This is a genomic window from Rhizobium sp. PEPV16, from assembly GCF_008919455.1.
GTDB classification, from domain to species: domain Bacteria; phylum Pseudomonadota; class Alphaproteobacteria; order Rhizobiales; family Rhizobiaceae; genus Rhizobium; species Rhizobium leguminosarum_Q.
Genome location: NZ_VSZV01000315.1, coordinates 13,739 through 32,513, shown reverse-complemented (window position 1 = coordinate 32,513; position 18,775 = coordinate 13,739). Strand labels below are relative to the sequence as shown.

The window sequence follows — 18,775 nt, the reverse complement described above, 5'->3', positions numbered from 1 at the left end:
TCGCCGTCATGCATCGCTATAAATTCGTTCTGACGCGACCGCTGCAATTCCTGCCCGTGATCTTCGGCATCAGCGTCATCACGTTCATTCTGGTCCGGCTGATCCCCGGTGACCCCGCACGCAACATCCTCGGCACGCGCGCGACGCCGGCGGCTCTCGCCAGCATCCGTGCCCAGTACGGCCTCGATCAGCCGATGTGGCTGCAATATGTCTATTTTCTCAAGAATCTTGCCAATGGCGAGATGGGCAAGTCGATCCTCTACAAGATCGACGTGCTGAAGCTGATCGTCACCCGCATCGAGCCGACTCTCGCCCTCGTCGTCTCGAGCGTCGTGCTGTCGGTCCTGATCGCGGTGCCGATGTCGGCGATCGCCGCGCGCAATGCCGGCCAGGCGCCGGATCATGCGGTGCGCATCGTCTCGACCTTCGGCATCGGCTTTCCGCCGTTCTGGCTGGGGCTGATGCTGATCATCCTGTTCAGCGTCGAACTCGGCGTGCTACCGGTCTCGGGCTATGGTGCGACGATCGGGGAAAAGCTGTCGCATCTCGTGCTGCCGAGCCTGACGGTCGCGCTGTCGCTCTCGACCGTGCTGACGCGCAGCCTGCGGGCGGCGATGATCGAGCAGCTGAAATCGGATGTCGCGACGGCGGCGCGCGCCCGCGGCATGCCCGAAGGCATCGTCTTCTGGCGGCATGTGCTGCCGAATTCGCTGGTGCCGACCATCAACCTGCTCGCCGTCAACATCGGCTGGCTGATCGGCGGCACGGTGGTTGTCGAGAGCGTCTTTGCGCTGCCCGGCATGGGACAGCTGCTCGTCAGGGCGATCTTCTCACGCGACTACATGGTGGTTCAAGGCGTCGCCATGGTCTTTGCCTGTGCCACCGTGCTTATCAATTTCATCGCCGACATCGTCACTGTCGCCGTCGATCCGAGGGTGAAGCTATGAGCATCGAGGCGATCGCCCCCGCCTCCCCTGGCTGGCGCCGGTTCTTCGGCCGGCGGCCGATGCTTGTGCTCAGTGCCGGCCTGCTGCTGTTCTTCGTGCTGCTGGCGATCGGTGCGCCCCTCGTCGCGCCTTACGACCCGATCATGCAGAATGCCGAGGTGCGCCTGCAGGCGCCTTCATTGTTGCATCCCTTCGGCACCGATAATTTCGGCCGCGATATCCTCTCCCGCGTCATCTGGGGCGCGCGCCTCGATCTGCAGATGGCGCTGATCGGCGTCATCTTCCCCTTCCTGATCGGCACGACGGTCGGCACGATCGCCGGCTTTTTCGGCGGCATCGTTGATGCGCTGTTCATGCGCCTCGTCGATATCATCCTCGCCTTCCCCTTCCTCGTGCTGATGCTGTCGATTATCGCGATCCTCGGCCCTGGTCTTGGCAGTTTCTATATCGCCATGGCGCTGGTCGGCTGGGTTTCCTATGCGCGGCTGATCCGGGCGCAGATGCTGGTGCTGAAGGGCAGCGACTATGCCGTTGCTGCCGCCAGCCTTGGCTTCAGCCGCCCGCGCATCATGTTCCGCCACCTGTTGCCGAACGCGATCGCCGGCTCGATTGTCTTTTCGATGTCCGATGCGACGCTGGTGTTGCTGAGCGGCGCTGCCGTCAGCTATCTCGGCCTCGGCGTCCAGCCGCCGATCGCCGAATGGGGCGTCATGGTCGCCGAAGGACAGAGCTTCATCACCACGGCATGGTGGATCACTTTGTTTCCCGGCCTCTCCATCGTCTGCCTCGCCTTCGGTTTCAGCATGCTGGGCGACGCGCTCGGTGAACTGCTGGGGGTGCATGAATGAGCGGCTCCCTGTTGTCCGTCCGTGATCTCACCGTCAGGGCACATGTCGATTCCGGCCCGCGCACGCTGCTCGATGCGGTATCGCTCGACCTCGGTAAGGGCGAGATCCTCGGTCTCGTCGGCGAGAGCGGCTCGGGCAAGAGCCTGTTCTGCCGTTCCCTGGTGCGCCTGCTGCCCTCCTCGCTGCTGAAGATCGAAAGCGGTAGCGTGCTGCTCGAAGGGCGCGACCTCATGCGGGTCGACGAGGGCGAGATGCTGAAAGTGCGCGGCGGCGAGATCGGCATGATCTTCCAGAACCCGACCAGCCATCTCGACCCTGTCATGCGGATCGGCGATCAGATCGCCGAGGGCATCCGCTACCATCAGGGCCTCGGCGCCCGCGAGACTCGCGCCGCGGCGACCGAAATCCTGGCGCAGGTCGGTTTTCCCGATCCGAAGCGCCAGTATGACAGCTATCCGCACGAATTTTCCGGTGGCATGCGGCAGCGGGCGATGATCGGCGTGGCGTTGTCCTGCAATCCGAAGATCCTGATCGCCGACGAGCCGACGACGGCCCTCGACGTGACTATCCAGGCGCAGATCCTGCGGCTGTTGATCGACATTCGCGATCGGCGCGGCCTGTCGATCATTCTGATCACCCACGATCTCGGTATCGTCGCCCAGACTTGCGACCGCATCGCCGTGCTGCGCGGCGGCAAGCTCATCGAAGAGGGGCCGAAGCGGACGATCCTGGCGCGGCCGCAGCATCCCTATACGATCAATCTGATTAACAGCCACCCTTCCATACCGGGCGCGATATCAGCGCCGCTGCTCGAGATTGTCGAGGCCAACCAATCGGCGAGGCCATTGCTCGAAATCGATGATCTCCATGTGCGTTTCAGAGCCGGCGGCGCCCTGTTCGGGGGCAGTGCCAAGACAGTCAGCGCCGTTGCCGGAGTCAGCCTGCAGATCATGCCGGGCGAGACGGTCGGCATCGTCGGCGAATCCGGCAGCGGCAAGAGCACGCTTGCCCGCGCCGTGCTCGGCCTCACACCGCTTTCCTCGGGTCACGTCACCTTCGACGGCCTCGATCTGGCGCTGCAGAAAAGCGCCTGCCTGGCGAAGCTCAGGCGCGAGACGGCGATGGTCTTCCAGGACCCCTATAATGCGCTTAATCCGCGGCTGACGATCGGGCAAATGCTGGCCGAGGTGCTGAAGGTGCAGGGCAAGGTCGCCAAGGCCGATATTCCGGCGCGGATCGACGCGCTGCTCGATCTCGTCGGCCTCGAATGCGAATTCGCCGGCCGCAAACCGCGCAGCATGAGCGGCGGCCAGTGCCAGCGCGCCGGCATTGCCCGAGCCCTCGCCGTCGATCCGAAGCTGATCATCGCCGACGAATGCGTGGCGGCCCTCGACGTCACCATCCAGGCGCAGATCATCGAGCTCTTCCGCGAGCTCACGGCGAAGATGAACCTCACGCTGATCTTCATCGCTCATGACCTCGCAATCGTCCGCAATCTCTGCGAACGCGTCGTCGTGATGTATCGCGGCGAGATCGTCGAGGAAGGCCGCTCCGAAGAGGTCTTCGCGCGGCCGAAGCATCCCTATACGGCGGCGCTGATCGCCGCCATTCCCGACATCGATCCTGACAAGCGGCTGCTGCAAGGCGCCGACGGCAAGGACGATCCGCATCCGATGCCGATTCAATCAATCAAACGCATGCCATAACAACGAAGGGAACGAACTCATGACAAACAGGTGGAAATCAATCGGGCTTGCAGCCTTGCTCGCCGGTCTGACGCTCAGTGCAAGCTATGCCGAGGCCGCGGGTGTGCTCACCATCGGCCGCCGCGAGGATTCGACGACATTCGATCCGATCAAGACCGCCCAGAATATCGACAACTGGGTGTTCTCCAACGTCTACGATGTGCTGATCCGCGTCGACAAGACAGGCACGAAACTCGAGCCGGGTCTTGCCGAAAGCTGGACCACCTCGGATGACGGGCTGACCTACACGTTCAAGATCCGCGACGCGAAATTTTCCGACGGTTCGCCGCTGACGGCGGAAGACGCGGCCTACAGCCTGCTGCGCATCCGCGATGACGCGGCCTCGCTCTGGAGCGATTCCTACAAGGTGATCGACACGGCCGTGGCGACCGATGCGCACACGCTGACGATCAAGCTCAAGAACCAGTCCGCGCCGTTCCTTTCGACGCTGGCGCTGCCGAATGCCTCGGTCATCTCCAAGAAGGGCATGGAATCGCTGGGCGCCGATGCCTATGGCGAAAAGCCGATCGCATCCGGCGCCTTCGTGGTCGAAGAATGGCGGCGCGGCGACCGCGTCATCCTGAAGAAGAACCCGAATTTCTGGCAGGCCGACCGCGTCAAGCTCGACGGCGTCGAGTGGATCTCGGTGCCTGACGACAACACCCGCATGCTGAACGTTCAGGCCGGCGAGCTGGATACCGCGATCTTCGTGCCGTTCTCTCGCGTCGAGGAGCTGAAGAAGGACCCGAACCTCAATGTCGACATCGACGCCTCGACCCGCGAGGATCATCTCCTGATCAACCATGCGCATGGCGATCTCGGCAAGAAGGAAGTGCGCCAGGCGCTCGATATGGCGATCGACAAGAAGGCGATCGTCGATACCGTCACCTTTGGCCAGGGCACGGTCGCCAACTCTTATATTCCGAAGGGTGCGCTGTACCATTACGCCGATAACCTGCAGCGCCCCTACGATCCCGAGAAGGCCAAGAAGATGCTGGCGGATGCGGGTGTCTCCAACTTGACGCTGAACTATCTCATCCGCGCCGGCGACGAAGTGGACGAGCAGACGGCAGTGCTTGTGCAGCAACAGCTTGCCAAGGCCGGCATCACTGCGAACCTGCAGAAGGTCGATCCAAGCCAGGAATGGGATATGACGGTTGCCGGCGACTACGACATCTCGGTCAACTACTGGACGAACGACATTCTCGATCCGGACCAGAAGACGACTTTCGTTCTCGGCCACGATTCCAATAACAACTATCTGACCAACTACAAAAACGAGGCGGTCAAGGAATTGGTGGCGAAGGCCCGTCTCGAGCTCGACCCGAAGAAGCGCGAACAGATGTATGTTGATCTGCAGAAGATGGCAAAGGACGACGTCAACTGGATCGACCTTTATTACAGCCCCTATATCAACGTCTCGCGCAAGAATATCGAGAACTTCTATCAGAACCCGCTCGGCCGCTTCTTCCTGGAAGACACGGTCAAAAACTGAGTTCGGGCAGTATGCAGATGCTCCGCCGCCGTAAAGGCGGCGGAGCTTCATTGATTGCTGCGGCACGTGGCTGGGGCGCTTGCTTACTCGGCGGCCGCGAGCTTGTCCTGCGTCCTGGTGTCGAAGTCGCTGGCGTCGTGGCGCTCGTGCAACTGGCTAGAGGGCTCGCCGGAGAGGCGGTTGACCATCCGGCCGCGTTGTACGGCCGGCCTGCTATGGATGGCGTCGGCCCAGCGCAGCACGTTCTTATAGTCCTCGACCTGCAGAAACTCGGCTGCACCGTAGGTCCAGCCCTTCACCAACCCGCCATACCAAGGCCAGACGGCAATGTCGGCGATCGTATATTCGCTGCCTGCCAGATATTCGCTTTCGGCCAGGCGACGATCGAGCACGTCGAGCTGACGCTTCACTTCCATGGCGAAGCGGTCGATCGCATATTCGATCTTCGTCGGCGCATAAGCGTAGAAATGGCCGAAGCCGCCGCCGAGATAAGGCGCGCTTCCCATCTGCCAGAACAGCCAGGATAGGCATTCGGCCCGCGCGCTCGGCTCGGTCGGCAGGAAAGCGCCGAATTTTTCGGCGAGATAGGTGAGGATCGCACCGGATTCGAAGACGCGGATCGGTGTCGCACCGCTGCGGTCCATCAAAGCCGGTATCTTGGAATTGGGATTGACTGCGACGAAGCCGCTTCCGAACTGATCGCCGTCGCCGATCTTGATCAGCCAGGCGTCATATTCCGCACCTTCATGGCCAAGGGCCAGCAGTTCCTCGAGCAGGATGGTGACCTTCTGGCCGTTCGGGGTGCCGAGCGAATAGAGCTGCAGCGGATGGCGACCGATCGGAAGCTCCTTCTCATGCGTCGGTCCCGCGATCGGGCGGTTGATACTGGCGAACTGGCCGCCATTCGCCTTGTTCCAGGTCCAGACCTTCGGGGGTGTATAATCGGAAGAACCGCTCATCTTTCAAAACTCCTGATATTGGTCAGACAGAGCGCGGCGTCAGTTTGGCCGCCGCATTTTTCCTGACATAGCAGAGGCGATAAGGTTTTGTCAGAGGTGTCGGAGCGGCTTCACACAATCGTCAGAATGTTGGCCAAGCCCATGGCTCTACCCCTCATATTCGGTTGCTGCGACGATTGATTGACCATCGCGATCAGTTTTCGGTTCCAGAGAAAGCGATGATCTCGTCCAACTGCCCGACGAGCACGCGGCTCCCCTCCACGTCGCCGGCCATCCTGGAGAAGACGTCCGCCATGCCGCGGAAGATGGTCGCGGCCGGATCCTCTTCTCCGAGGAAATCGGCAATCTCGTGCATTTCGGCAACCCATCGATAGGCTTTCGGATACATGTCGGGTATGGATGTCGACAGCTTGCTGTCGATGTCGGGAAGGCTTTCGGAGAGCTCCGCCTTCAGACTTTCGGCAGCACCCGAACGCGATGCGGCGAGCAGCATGGCGGTGCCGAGGCCGACAAATCCCTTGTTGATGCCGGCATAACACATCTTCAGTGCCGAGGCGGCGCCGAGCGGTCCATCGAGCCGGCGGATCCGCAGGCCGCAATCCTCGAGCGGCCTGCTTCGCTCCGCGGTATCGCCGCTGATATAGATGGTCGGACCTGATGTGCCGGGGACCGGCGGCCCCCCGATGATCGCCCCATCAAGCACTTCCACACCGCTGCCTTCGAAGCGTGCCGCCAAAGCCTGCATCGTTTTCGGCGCAATCGCGTTGAGGTCGATCAAGGGCGGCGGCGCTTGCATCCCCGACGATATGTCCGCGACGAGGTCGGCGACCTTGATCGCCTCCGCCGGTGGAACGATCGACAGGATCAGCTCGGCCTTCGTCAGCTCCTGGCAGCCGACCGGGACCATGCTGGCTGCCTTTGCCCGGGCAATCGTCTGCTCGCTCCTGCCCTCGAGGTAAGTCAGCACCGTGGCGCCGTGGTCGATCAGCCGCCTGGCGACAGCACTTCCCATCGCACCCGATCCGATAATCGCAAAATTCGGCATGTGAACCTCAATCAGTAACGACATCGGGTCAGAAATGTTGCTGATGGCCATGCCGTCAACTGCGACGATTCAGCCGGAGGTTCGTTCCGAAGCAGCTGGCGGTTTCATGCGCGCTACCGTTGCGGCACTTTTTCTTGATATTCGTCAATGCCGGGACGGTCGACACCGATATGATCGGTGCTATCATTCGCATTCAAGGATATGGATTTCAATGTATCGGACGATCATCTGCGGCATCGGCATGGGTCCCCGCGCAACGGCCAGCCGCCTTCTGCGCCGGGCTGCTGCGCTGATGGACGAAGGCGGCAGCATCGTTGTCATGCACGTCATCGAGAATATCCCGCACCGTCACCTGACGGAGCTTCCCGAGGAATTCGAAACGACCGCCATCGTCGACGCCGAAAAGAAACTAGCATCGCTCTGCAAGGAGCTGGGAATTCCGGCGATGATCGAGGTTCGTATCGGCGTTGCCGCCTCCCTGCTCGTCTCCAGCGCAAGGGAGAAATCGGCCGATCTTATCCTGGTATCATCCCATGTGACCGATATCACCGACTACGTCTTCTCCTCGATCGTCGACAAGGTCGTGCGCCATGCCGGGTGCTCGGTTCTTATCGATCGACGCCCCGATCACGCGCAGGAAAGCTCGGCGTCCCCGGCGGAAGACGCCGCGTTGTTCTAAGCTCTACAGAGCTTGCGTGACAGCGGGCGCTTTATCGGATTGACGTCAACCAGCGCGGCCGGCCTCCCCTCCCCGGCGGCGGCCCGACAACCTATATCATTGCCAAGCCAACCTGCAGTATTCGCTGCCCGACCGGAGACATGTATGAGCCAGGATCCCTACGAGCTTCTGGGCGTGAAACGCGATGCGACGCAAAAGGATATTCAAAGCGCGTTCCGCAAGCTCGCCAAGAAACTTCACCCCGACCTTAACCCCGGCGACAAAAAAGCTGAGGAACGGTTCAAGCAAATTTCAACGGCCTACGAGATATTGAGCGATGAGGAAAAACGCGGACGCTTCGACCGCGGCGAGATCGATATCACGGGCGCCGAGCGGACGCAGCGCAATTATTACCGCGACTACGCGTCGAAGAGCGGGCCTGGCGATCCCTACCACAACAGCGCCGGCTTTGCCGATTTCAGCGATGCCGACGATATCTTCGCCAGCTTCTTTTCACGTCGTGCCGGCGGCGGCCAGACCCGTGGTCGTGGCCGTGACCGGCAATTTTCCATGGAGGTCGACTTTCTCGAGGCCGTCAACGGCACCAGGACGGAGGTCAAGATGCCGAATGGTCCGGCGCTCGACGTACAGATCCCGCCGGGGACGCGCGACGGCCAGACCTTGCGGTTGCGCGGCAAGGGCGAGCCGGGCATCGGCGGTGGGCCGGTGGGCGATGCCCTGATCGAAATCCGTGTGCGCCCGCACCGCTTCTTTATGCGAGACGGCGACGATATCCGCCTGGAACTGCCGATCTCGCTCAGTGAGGCCGTGCTTGGTGGCAAGGTTCGCGTTCCGACGCCGTCGGGAGCGGTCAATCTGACGCTGCCGCCTCATTCGAACACGGGCAAGGTCCTGCGTCTCAAGAGCAAAGGTGTTTCAAAACGCGGCGGCGGACACGGCGACGTCTACATCTCGCTGAAGATCGTGCTGCCCGACGCCCCGGATGAGCGGCTGACCGCCTTGATGAAGGAATGGGCGACGGCAAACTCCTACGATCCGAGAAAGAACATGGAGGCTTGATCATGGATGATCTCGAATTCCGTCTTTACTTGAAAATCGACATCGTTCAGCTCGACCTCTGGATCGAACAGGGTTGGCTGATCCCGGAGATATCAGGCGGCCAGAGGCAATTTCGCGACGCCGACGTCGCACGCGCCCGGCTGATCCTGGACCTCATGGGAAACATGGGTGTCAACGAAGCCGGCGTCGATATCGTCATGGAGCTGGTCGACGAGTTGCACGGCCTGCGGGGAACGATGGGCAAGCTGATGACCGCCATCGGCAAGCAGGAGCGGGATGTTCAGCGCCGGCTGTTCGAGAGCCTCGAGGAGATCGACCGGTTTTAGCCAGAACCAGCTTCTACGTGGTGAACCAATAGCGGACGATGTGGAAGAATAGCGGTGCGGCGAAGGTGATGGAGTCCAGGCGGTCGAGCACGCCGCCATGGCCTTCGATCACATAGCCCCAGTCCTTGGCATTGAGATCCCGCTTGATGGCCGAGAGCACGAAACCGCCGAAGAAGCCCGCGACGACGATGACCGTGCTGATGGCAGCGGCCTGCAGTGGCGAGAACGGCGTCAGGCGATAAAGCAGCGTTCCCACGAGGATAGCCGAGGCGCCGCCTCCGATCAGCCCTTCGATCGTCTTCGACGGGCTGATATTCGGCGAGAAACGGTGCTTTCCGAGGAGTTTGCCCCAGACATACTGGAAGACGTCGCTGAGTTGCACGACCACGACCAGATAGACGAGAAGGAGCGCCGACGGCGTGCCGGTTTCCAGCATGAGCAGGGCGGGAGCGTGGCTGATCGAATAGACCGTCAGCATCAATCCCCATTGGACTCTGGCGGTCCGCGCGAGGAATTCGTTGACGTCACCCGTCAATGTCGCCACTGCCGGCAGGATCAGGAAGGCATAGACCGGGATGAAGATCGCGAACAGGCCGTACCATTCCGTCCCGAGCAGCACGTAATGCAGCGGCAGCACAACGAAGAAGGATAGGAAAAGCGCCAGGTGATCGCCGCGCCGCGATGGTGTCAGCGTCCAGAATTCGCGAAGCGCCATAAAGGACAGGAATGCGAACAGGATGACCGTCGCCGTGTCGCCGAGCAGGATCGCGCCGCCGAACACCGCGACCATGATCCACCAGGAGCGAATACGGGCGTTGAGGTTTTGGACGGTGGCGACTGAACCGGGTTCGGTCGCGCGCCGCTGAAGGATAAAACCGATGGCCGAGGCGACGGCAAGCAGGCCGAGGATCGCGGCCAGCACGATGGAGAACAGGCTGGTCATGCGCTATGCCCCCCATCTGCAAGCTCAATGACCGCGGCACGGGCGCGGGCCAGGAATTCGGTCTTTTCCTCGCCTGGTTCGACGCGGAGCGGCTTGCCGAAGCGCGCCGTGCAGGTGATCGGGACGATCAGCATGCTTCCCTTAGGCAGGATGCGCTGAAGGTTATCGAGATGGATCGGCACGAGATCGACATCCGGAAAACGGCAGGCGAGGCGATAGATGCCGCTGCGGAACGGGGCGATCTCATCGTTGGTGCTTCTCGTTCCTTCCGGGAAAATCAGGACTGAGCGCCCCTCCTCAAGCAGGCGCTCTATCGGAGCCAGCGGGTCGATGTCCGGCGGAGGCTTGCGGTCTATCAAGACGGCGCGCAGGCCTTTCTCTGCGATGAAACGGCGAAAGGCGCTCGTTCCCCAATAGTCCCGCGCCGCAACCGGATGGGTCATCCGGCGCACCGGCCAGGGCAAGGCGGCCATGACGGCGACGGTATCGATATGGCTGTTGTGATTGGCGAAATAGATGCGGCGACTGGGATCGGGCGCGCAGCCCCGCCACTCGCTTCGGGCGCCGACCAGGATACGGACGAGCAGCACGAGAAACCGACGGATAATCGCGATCATAGTCTCTCCAGGGAATGTTTCAGCCTCAACGTGCGGGTGATGCAGGTGACAAGGCTGCCGGCAGCGATGACCGCGCATGCCAGGATCAGCGACCAGCGGCTGCCGGATATCAGCGTCTCGACGCTCTGGGCGAGGAGGCCCGCCGTCAGCACCGCCATGCGGCGCTGCTTGGCCATGACGCCGCTGAAGTCCTGGGGAAGTCCGACCGATCCTCCGAAGACCCTGATATAGGCGGTGAGTGCGGCAAGCAGCGCAGCCAGCCAGCCGAGCCAGCCAAAGCCGCAGGCATAGCCGGCCGCGACGAGAAACAGGCTGTCGGCGACCCGGTCGGGAAATTCATTATAGAGCGGCCCGCTCTTAGTTTTCTTGCCGCCTTCGATTGCGACCATTCCGTCCAGCAGATTGCAGACGAGCCGCAGTTGCACCGAGATCGCGGCACAAACCATGGCAATCGGATGTGTTGTGAAAACGATGAGCGCTGCGCCTATACCCGCGAATACGACCGATAAAAGCGAAATGCCGTTTGGTGTCGCGCCGCTCCGCGCCAGCCACGCGCTGAGGCCGATGGCCCAGGACGACGACCGGCTCGCGATCGGTCGCCGCGAGGCGCCCTCTTCTTCCCCCATTTCATGTCCCCCAACCCCTATCCTCCTTGCTTATCCTGCCAATTGCGTCGCGCCAAGCCGCGACGCCATACAGTTCGGAAAAAATGGCTGCAGAACGCAAGGCGCAACAGATTGAACAGCCTGATTTTTAAGCCCATTCGCTGCTTGACACATTTTTGGGCGCTACTATGATTTTTGAACCAAATGGTAAAAAAGGGGAACAATCAATGACCAAAGATATCCTGATTTCACGCCGGGCAGTGATCGCGTCGGGCATTGCGCTTGGGGTCAGCGGCTTTGCCCCGCTGGCAAGGGCGGCTGCGCCGCTGAAGGTTGCCGGCATTCATGCGTCGCCGGTCGAAAATGCCTGGAACTCCTGTCTGCACAAGGCGCTGCAGGACGCGGCCAAGGAAGGCGTGATCGAATATGTCTTCTCCGAAGGCGTCTCCGGCACCGATTATCCGCGCGCCATGCGCGAATATGCCGAACAGGGCAACAAGCTGATCATCGGCGAGGCCTACGCGGTGGAGAAAGAGGCCCGGCAGGTCGCGACCGACTATCCCGACACCGCTTTCGTGCTGGGTTCGAGCGGCGAGCAGGCCGGCGACAATTTCGGCGTCTTCGGCACCTGGAACCATGACGGCGCCTATCTCGCAGGCATGCTGGCGGGCAAGATGACCAAGTCGAATGTCGTCGGTTCGGTCGGCGCCATTCCGATCCCCGAGGTCAACATGCTGATCAATGCGTTCGCGGCGGGTGTCAAGGCGGTCAACCCGGATGCAAAACACCTCGTCTCCTTCATCGGCACCTTCTTCGATCCGCCGAAGGCCCGTGAAGCCGGTCTTGCCCAGATCGACGCCGGCGCCGACATCCTGTTCGGCGAGCGCATCGGTACTGCCGATGCCGCCAAGGAGCGCGGCATCAAGTCGGTCGGCTCGCTGATCGACTATACGCCACGTTATCCGGATACGGTGTTTGCCAACGCCATGTGGTACTTCCGCCCGATCCTGGACGCTGCGATCGCCGATGTCGCTGCCGGAAAGCCGGTCGGCAGGAACTACACGTCCTACGGCCTGATGAAGGAAGGCGGCAGCGATATCGTCTTCGTGAAGGGCGTGGCGCCTGCCGAGGCAGAGGCTGCGATGGAAGCCAAGCGGGCGGAGATCAAGGCCGGCACCTTCGAAGTTCCGAAGATGATGGACGAGCCGAAGTAATTCGGCTGATGCAGGGCGATGCGACCGACCTGGCGGCAGCGATCAGGAATGGCAATCTGAGCGCTGCAGAGGCGATGCAGGCTTCTCTTGAGGCAGCTGCGCGGCAGGAGCCGCTCGGCGCTATCGCTAATCTCGATGCCGCGATGGGCCTCGCCTCGGCCGACGACCGTGACCTGGAACGGCGGAGCGCGCCCGATCGCTTTGCCGCCAGGCCCTTTGCCGGCGTGCCGACCTTGGCGAAGGATCTTGGTGGCCCCTTTGCCGGGCTGCCGGTCACGGCCGGTTCCCGTCTCTTCGCAAGAAAAGGCGGCGAAGCGGACTCCGATCTGGCTGCTCGTTTCCGCGACGCCGGCTTTTGCCTCTTCGGCCTGACGACGAGTCCGGAATTCGGCCTGTCGCTCGCCAGCGAACCGGCGATCGGGCCGATCTGTCGCAATCCACTCGATCCGGCACGAACCGCGGGCGGCTCCTCCGGCGGGGCGGCGGCAGCGGTCGCCGCCGGGATCGTCGCGATTGCGCATGCCACCGATGCCGGCGGTTCGATCCGTGTGCCCGCCGCCTGCTGTGGCCTCGTTGGAATGAAGCCGACACGCGGCGCCATCCCGGGCGGGCCATCTTTCGGCAACCACCTTGCCGGCATTGCGAGTGAACTCGCGGTCTGCCGTTCGGCGCGGGATACGGCGCTGATTTTCGACAGGCTGAGCGGCAAATCACGAGGACCTTTTCCGGACCCCTCCCCTGTCGATAGCGACAACGGCCGTTTGCGGATCGGCCTGCTTGCCGATACCGGCTCGGCCTACCCGACGGAGGGCATTCGGCTCGCAGCCGTAGAGGCTGCTGCCCGTGTACTGGAGAGCGACGGACACGAGATCGTTCCGCTGAACTGGGCCGAGTTCGAATGGAGCGTCACTTCAAGCGGCCGCGCCTTCGCCGATATCGTCTCCGTCAATCTCGCAGCACTCATGAAGACGGCGGCTCTCGATGAAGGCAGGGCTGAGCCACTGACGCAGGCCTTCGCCGCGTGCGGACGGGCGCTGTCGGCGACATCGCTCTGGAACACGTTGAACGATGCCGTCCTGGTGAGCCATAAGCTCTGGGCGCTATTCGACAGGGTCGATTGCATCCTGATGCCGATGCTGTCCTCCGCACCTCTTGCGATCGGCTCCTTTCCGTCCGATCATGCCGACACGGATCTGCATCTCGAGCGGATGACGGCATTTGCGCCGCTTGCCTGCCTCGCCAATATTTCGGGTTTTCCTGCATTGACACTGCCTTTCGGACAGGATGAGCACGCCATGCCGCTGCCGGTGCAGATCATGGCGCCGATGGGTCACGAGCCGCGTCTGCTGTCGCTTGCCGCGCGCCTGGAGGCCGAAGGCCGATGGCAGCATCGTTTTCCAGTCGCGGGATTGCCGTCATGACCGGGTCTGTGCTGGAGATAACAGGCGTCAGCAAGCGCTTCGGCGACAATCTCGCCAATGACGATATCTCTATGACGCTTGCCAGGGGTGAGGTCGTGGCCCTGCTTGGCGAGAACGGCGCCGGCAAGACCACGCTGATGAGCATTCTTTTCGGCCATTACATGCCCGATGCAGGCCGTATTCTGATCGAAGGCATGGAGGTACCGCAGGGCAAGCCACGTGCAGCGATCCGCGCCGGTGTCGGCATGGTGCATCAGCATTTCTCGCTCGCGCCCAATCTGACCGTTCTCGAAAACGTCATGACCGGCACCGAAAGACTTTGGTCCTGGCGCTCGGGAACATCAGCGGCGCGCAAGAAGCTCATGGCAATTTCCGAGCGCTTCGGCCTTAAGGTCGATCCGGATGCCCGTCTTGGCGACCTGTCGGTCGGCGAACAGCAGCGCGTCGAGATCCTCAAGGCGCTCTATAACGATGCCCGCATCCTGATCCTCGACGAGCCGACAGCAGTGCTGACCAATATCGAGGCCGAACGGCTGTTCACAACGCTAAGGGAAATGGCCCGCCAGGGCCTGTCGCTGATCTTCATCTCCCACAAACTCGACGAGGTGATGGCAGCGGCCGACCGCATCGTCGTGCTGCGCGGCGGCAAGATGGTTGCCGAACGCAAAGCGTCGGAAACCAGCAAGGCGGAACTCGCCGAGCTGATGGTCGGCCGTCGCGTGACGCGGCCCGTGCGCGAGCCGTCGACACCGGGGGCCGTCGCCCTGGAAGCGGCCGATGTGACGGTACGTATCGACGGCGTCGATCGGCTGAAATCGATTAGCTTCCGGCTGCACCAGGGCGAGATCCTCGGCATCATCGGCGTTTCCGGCAATGGCCAGGCGGCGTTGGCGCATCTTCTCTCCGGCACGCTGTCGCGTAGCGGTGGCGACCTTCTGCTGTTCGGGGAGGCCATCGGCAATTTCAGTGTCGTCGATGTTGTCGACGCCGGCATCGGCCGCATTCCCGAGGACCGCAACGAAGAGGGCGTGATCGGCGAAATGGCGATCTGGGAAAACGCCGTGCTGGAGCGCATCGCCTCGCCTGCCTTTTCGCGCCATGGCCTCGTCAACCGCAAGGCGGGCATGGCCTTTGCCAGGGAGATCATCGACGGATTCGATGTCCGCGGCGGCGGGCCAGCCATCCGGACCCGGCTGCTCTCCGGCGGCAATATGCAAAAGCTCATTCTCGGCCGCAACCTGCATCGGCGGCCGCGCATCCTGATTGCCGCGCAGCCCGCGCGCGGCCTCGATGAAGGAGCCGTTGCGGCCGTGCACGCACGCCTGCTCGAAGCCCGCCGGCAGGGTACTGCCGTGCTGCTGATCTCGGAAGACCTCGACGAGGTGATCGCGCTTGCCGATCGCATACAGGCAATCGTCGGTGGCCGCCTGTCACCGCCCGTCGAGGCTGAAGACGCCGATGCGCGCAGGCTGGGGCTGATGATGGCCGGCGAATGGCAGGAAAACCCAGAGGCCGGTCATGCGATTTGAGCGCCGCGAGCACCGTCCGCTTTACCTGCTGATCGTCACGCCTGTGATCGCGGTCATCGCAGCGCTGGCGCTGGCCGGCATCCTGATATCAATCGCCGGCGCGCCTGTTCTCGATGCCTATTGGCGCATCCTGACCGGGGCCTTCGGCTCGCGGCTGTCAGCGACCGAAACGCTGACGCGGGCAACGCCGCTGATGCTGACAGGGCTTGCCGCCGCCGTTGCTTTCCGGGCGCGGCTCTGGAATATCGGTGCCGAGGGCCAGTTCTATCTCGGCGCCATCGCCGTTGCCGCGGCAAGCTCGAAACTGCTGGGCAATCTTCCCGCCCCCATCCTCATTCCGCTGCTGCTGCTGGTCGGCGCCATTGCCGGCATGGTGCTGATCTTGATCCCGCTCTGGCTCAGGCTGCGCTTCTCGGTCGATGAAGTCGTCACCAGCCTGCTCTTGAACTTCATCGCCGTGCTCTTCGTCTCGATGCTGATCGATGGCGTTCTCAAGGATCCGCTGGCCTTTGGCTGGCCGCAGTCGCAATCGGTCAGCGATCACGCCATGCTGCCGAAGCTGATCGCCCGCTCGCGCCTGCATATCGGCTTTGCGATCGCGATCGCTCTGGCCGTCGTCGTCCATTTCATCCAGTCGCGCACCGTGTTCGGCATGCAGTCGCGCGCCGCGGGCCTCAATCCCGGCGGTGCAGTCTTTGCCGGCGTCCCGCTCGGCAGAACGCTGGTGAAAGTCGCCTGTCTCTCGGGCGGGCTTGCAGGGTTGGCGGGAGCGATCGAGGTGATGGGGGTCAAGGGTTATGTGACGACCGACCTGTCGCCCGGTTTCGGCTATGCCGGCATCGTCGTCGCCATGCTCGCCAACCTCAATCCACTCGGGGTCGTCTTCGCCGCCATTTTCACGGCCACCATGTTCGTGGGTGCGGATGGCATGAGCCGCGGCCTCGGCATCCCCACCTATATTGCCGATGTCACGGTGGCGCTGTCGCTGCTGACGATGCTGATCGCATTGTTCTTCACCCAATACAGGATCCGGCGATGATGCAGCTGTTCGACATCATCGCTTCCGCCGGGCTCTGGGCGGCAATCCTGCGGATCGCCACGCCGCTGATTTTCGGCACGCTCGGCGCACTGCTTTGCGAACGGGCTGGTGTGCTCAATCTCGGCATTGAAGGCATCATGACCTTCGGCGCGATGATCGGCTGGCTTTCCGTCTATCACGGCGCCGATCTCTGGACCGGCCTGCTGATTGCGGCGCTGGCCGGCGGCGTCTTCGGTCTGCTGCACGCGGGCCTGACGGTGACGTTGGGTCTCTCCCAGCATGTCTCCGGACTCGGCGTCACGCTCTTTGCCTCCAGCTTCAGCTATTATGTCTTCCGGCTGATCGTGCCGCTTGCCAATACTCCGCCCACCATCGTGCCGTTCCAGCCGATCGCCATTCCTGGTCTCTCGACATTGCCGTTCATCGGCCCAGCCTTCTTCACGCAGACGGCGCCGACCTATCTCGCGATCGCCATTGCCCTGCTGATGGCCTACATCATCTTCCGCACGCCAGTCGGCCTTGCAATCCGCATGACTGGCGAAAACCCGCATGCGGCGGAAGCCCAGGGCGTCAATCCGATGAAGGTGCGTTATGGCGCGGTCATCATGGGAAGCGCGCTGATGGGAATGGGCGGCGCTTTCCTGACACTGTCGGCCTTCAACAGCTTTTTCCCGACCATGGTGCAGGGGCGTGGCTGGATTTGCATCGCGCTCGTCGTCTTCGCCTCCTGGCGGCCGGGCCGCGCGCTGTTCGGCGCGCTGCTCTTTGCCTTCTTCGATGCCTTTCAGCTTCGGCTGCAAACCGCGCTGAGCGGGCTCGTGCCCTATCAGCTCTTCCTGATGACCCCCTATATCCTTTCCATTGCCGCCCTTGCCGTCATGGCCCGCCGCGCCCGCGTTCCGCAGGCACTGATGCAGCCCTATCGCCGCGGCGAACGCTGAAACCGCCCACATCCAATGAGGTTCCGATGTTCGATCTGATCGTCAGAAATGCAAATCTCCCCGATGGCCGAACCGGCATCGATATCGGCGTCCAGGGCGGCAAGATCATCGCTGTCGAGCGCAATCTCCCGGCGCAGGCGGGGGAAGAAATTGACGCAACCGACCGGCTGGCCAGTCCGCCCTTTGTCGATCCGCATTTCCATATGGACGCCACCCTGTCGCTCGGGCTGCCGCGCATGAACGTCTCTGGCACCCTGCTCGAAGGTATCGCGCTCTGGGGAGAGTTGCGCCCGATCGTAACGAAGGAGGAATTGGTCGATCGTGCGCTACGCTATTGCGATCTCGCGGTCACGCAGGGGCTGCTCTTCATCCGCAGCCATGTCGATACCAGCGATCCCAGACTGGTGACCGTCGAGGCGATGATCGAGGTTCGGGAGAAGGTCGCGCCGTATATCGATCTGCAGCTGGTCGCCTTCCCCCAGGATGGCTATTACCGCTCGCCGGGCGCGATCGACGCGCTCAACCGCGCCCTCGACATGGGGGTCGACATCGTCGGCGGCATTCCCCACTTCGAACGGACGATGGGGGAAGGTACGGCGTCCGTCGAGGCGCTCTGCCGCATCGCCGCCGATCGCGGCCTGCCCGTCGACATCCATTGCGACGAAACCGACGATCCGCTCTCGCGCCATATCGAGACGCTGGCCGCGGAAACCATCCGCTTCAGCTTGCAGGGACGCGTCGCCGGCTCGCATCTGACCTCGATGCATTCGATGGACAATTATTACGTCTCCAAGCTCATCCCGCTGATGGCGGAGGCCGAGATCAACGTCATCCCCAATCCGCTGATCAACATCATGCTGCAGGGCCGGCACGACACCTATCCGAAGCGCCGTGGCATGACCCGCGTGCGCGAGCTGATGGATGCCGGGCTCAATGTCTCCTTCGGGCACGATTGCGTCATGGACCCCTGGTATTCGATGGGGTCGGGCGACATGCTGGAGGTCGGCCATATGGCGATCCATGTCGCGCAGATGGCCGGCATCGACGACAAGAAGAAGATCTTCGACGCGCTGACGGTCAATTCGGCAAAGACGATGGGGCTTGAGGGCTACGGCCTGGAAAAGGGATGCAATGCCGACCTCGTCATCCTCCAGGCCAGCGACACGCTGGAAGCGCTGCGGCTGAAACCCAACCGGCTGGCGGTGATCCGCCGCGGCAAAGTCATCGCCAGATCGGCGCCGCGCATCGGCGAGCTTTTCCTCGACGGACGCCCGGCACGGATCGACGGCGGGTTGGATTATACACCTCGGTATTGAGGTGCGGTGAAAGCAAAAGGGCCGCGAAGCCGCGACCTCCTCAATCC

At 62.4% G+C, this 18,775-nt stretch carries 18 protein-coding genes; 13 read left to right on the top strand and 5 right to left on the bottom strand.

Annotation, left to right across the window (positions count from 1 at the left end; genetic code table 11):
- Positions 1–8: 8 nt before the first annotated feature.
- Genes FY112_RS19265 through FY112_RS19250 form a run of 4 tightly spaced genes read left to right on the top strand, consistent with a single transcriptional unit; the run spans position 9 to position 5,035 of the window.
- Positions 9–947, top strand: coding sequence for an ABC transporter permease (locus FY112_RS19265; RefSeq protein ID WP_017957514.1), 939 nt, complete (start codon positions 9–11; stop codon positions 945–947).
- Entirely contained in the window at positions 944–1,795 is an 852-nt protein-coding gene (locus FY112_RS19260) for an ABC transporter permease (protein WP_131629808.1), read from the top strand. Before FY112_RS19265 ends, FY112_RS19260 begins: the two co-directional genes overlap by 4 nt.
- A complete protein-coding gene (locus FY112_RS19255; RefSeq protein ID WP_151519054.1) occupies positions 1,792–3,501 on the top strand; it encodes an ABC transporter ATP-binding protein in 1,710 nt (569 codons plus the stop codon). Before FY112_RS19260 ends, FY112_RS19255 begins: the two co-directional genes overlap by 4 nt.
- Before the next feature lie 19 nt (positions 3,502–3,520).
- The gene (locus FY112_RS19250) at positions 3,521–5,035 is read left to right on the top strand and encodes an ABC transporter substrate-binding protein (protein WP_094089012.1); all 1,515 of its coding nucleotides are present in this window, start codon (positions 3,521–3,523) and stop codon (positions 5,033–5,035) included.
- Positions 5,036–5,118: 83 nt separating this feature from the next.
- Here FY112_RS19250 and yghU read toward each other — a convergent pair whose 3' ends face one another.
- Both yghU and FY112_RS19240 read right to left on the bottom strand, forming a co-directional pair.
- The gene (gene yghU / locus FY112_RS19245) at positions 5,119–5,994 is read right to left on the bottom strand and encodes a glutathione-dependent disulfide-bond oxidoreductase (RefSeq protein WP_017957510.1); all 876 of its coding nucleotides are present in this window, start codon (positions 5,992–5,994) and stop codon (positions 5,119–5,121) included.
- A gap of 193 nt (positions 5,995–6,187) precedes the next feature.
- Positions 6,188–7,090, bottom strand: a complete 903-nt coding sequence (locus FY112_RS19240; RefSeq protein WP_131629810.1) for an NAD(P)-dependent oxidoreductase — start codon at positions 7,088–7,090, stop codon at positions 6,188–6,190.
- A 160-nt stretch (positions 7,091–7,250) separates the two neighbouring features.
- Between FY112_RS19240 and FY112_RS19235 the strand changes: the two genes are divergently transcribed.
- The 3 genes from FY112_RS19235 to FY112_RS19225 all read left to right on the top strand — a co-directional run bounded on the left by FY112_RS19235 (position 7,251) and on the right by FY112_RS19225 (position 9,103).
- The gene (locus tag FY112_RS19235; protein WP_131629811.1) at positions 7,251–7,718 is read left to right on the top strand and encodes a universal stress protein; all 468 of its coding nucleotides are present in this window, start codon (positions 7,251–7,253) and stop codon (positions 7,716–7,718) included.
- A 144-nt stretch (positions 7,719–7,862) separates the two neighbouring features.
- Entirely contained in the window at positions 7,863–8,777 is a 915-nt protein-coding gene (locus FY112_RS19230) for a J domain-containing protein (RefSeq protein WP_131629812.1), read from the top strand.
- A 2-nt stretch (positions 8,778–8,779) separates the two neighbouring features.
- The gene (locus FY112_RS19225) at positions 8,780–9,103 is read left to right on the top strand and encodes a chaperone modulator CbpM (RefSeq protein ID WP_062943155.1); all 324 of its coding nucleotides are present in this window, start codon (positions 8,780–8,782) and stop codon (positions 9,101–9,103) included.
- Positions 9,104–9,116: 13 nt separating this feature from the next.
- On the opposite strand, the gene FY112_RS19220 is transcribed toward FY112_RS19225, so the two are convergent.
- The 3 genes from FY112_RS19220 to FY112_RS19210 are packed head-to-tail and all read right to left on the bottom strand — an operon-like array spanning position 9,117 to position 11,289.
- Positions 9,117–10,046 carry a phosphatidate cytidylyltransferase gene (locus tag FY112_RS19220; RefSeq protein ID WP_131643631.1) on the bottom strand — a complete coding sequence of 310 codons (930 nt, stop codon included), beginning with the start codon at positions 10,044–10,046 and terminating at the stop codon, positions 9,117–9,119.
- Positions 10,043–10,663: a lysophospholipid acyltransferase family protein gene (locus FY112_RS19215; protein WP_131629814.1), complete on the bottom strand. Its 621-nt coding sequence runs from the start codon at positions 10,661–10,663 to the stop codon at positions 10,043–10,045. Before FY112_RS19215 ends, FY112_RS19220 begins: the two co-directional genes overlap by 4 nt.
- Positions 10,660–11,289 carry a CDP-alcohol phosphatidyltransferase family protein gene (locus tag FY112_RS19210; protein WP_131621654.1) on the bottom strand — a complete coding sequence of 210 codons (630 nt, stop codon included), beginning with the start codon at positions 11,287–11,289 and terminating at the stop codon, positions 10,660–10,662. Before FY112_RS19210 ends, FY112_RS19215 begins: the two co-directional genes overlap by 4 nt.
- A 206-nt stretch (positions 11,290–11,495) precedes the next feature.
- Here FY112_RS19210 and FY112_RS19205 point away from each other — a divergent pair, with 206 nt between their 5' ends.
- From FY112_RS19205 to FY112_RS19180, 6 genes are read left to right on the top strand one after another with little or no spacing between them, the layout of a single operon-like run.
- Positions 11,496–12,482 (top strand): BMP family protein, encoded by a 987-nt coding sequence (locus FY112_RS19205; protein WP_011649722.1) that lies wholly within the window; start codon positions 11,496–11,498, stop codon positions 12,480–12,482.
- 8 nt (positions 12,483–12,490) lie between these two features.
- The gene (locus FY112_RS19200; RefSeq protein ID WP_131643629.1) at positions 12,491–13,903 is read left to right on the top strand and encodes an amidase; all 1,413 of its coding nucleotides are present in this window, start codon (positions 12,491–12,493) and stop codon (positions 13,901–13,903) included.
- Positions 13,900–15,432 (top strand): ABC transporter ATP-binding protein, encoded by a 1,533-nt coding sequence (locus FY112_RS19195; RefSeq protein ID WP_131643628.1) that lies wholly within the window; start codon positions 13,900–13,902, stop codon positions 15,430–15,432. Before FY112_RS19200 ends, FY112_RS19195 begins: the two co-directional genes overlap by 4 nt.
- Positions 15,422–16,471, top strand: a complete 1,050-nt coding sequence (locus tag FY112_RS19190; protein ID WP_017957499.1) for an ABC transporter permease — start codon at positions 15,422–15,424, stop codon at positions 16,469–16,471. The genes FY112_RS19195 and FY112_RS19190 overlap by 11 nt, the downstream gene beginning before the upstream one ends.
- A complete protein-coding gene (locus tag FY112_RS19185) occupies positions 16,468–17,412 on the top strand; it encodes an ABC transporter permease (RefSeq protein WP_017957498.1) in 945 nt (314 codons plus the stop codon). Before FY112_RS19190 ends, FY112_RS19185 begins: the two co-directional genes overlap by 4 nt.
- Before the next feature lie 26 nt (positions 17,413–17,438).
- Positions 17,439–18,728: an amidohydrolase family protein gene (locus FY112_RS19180; RefSeq protein WP_017957497.1), complete on the top strand. Its 1,290-nt coding sequence runs from the start codon at positions 17,439–17,441 to the stop codon at positions 18,726–18,728.
- The last annotated feature ends 47 nt before the right edge of the window (positions 18,729–18,775 follow it).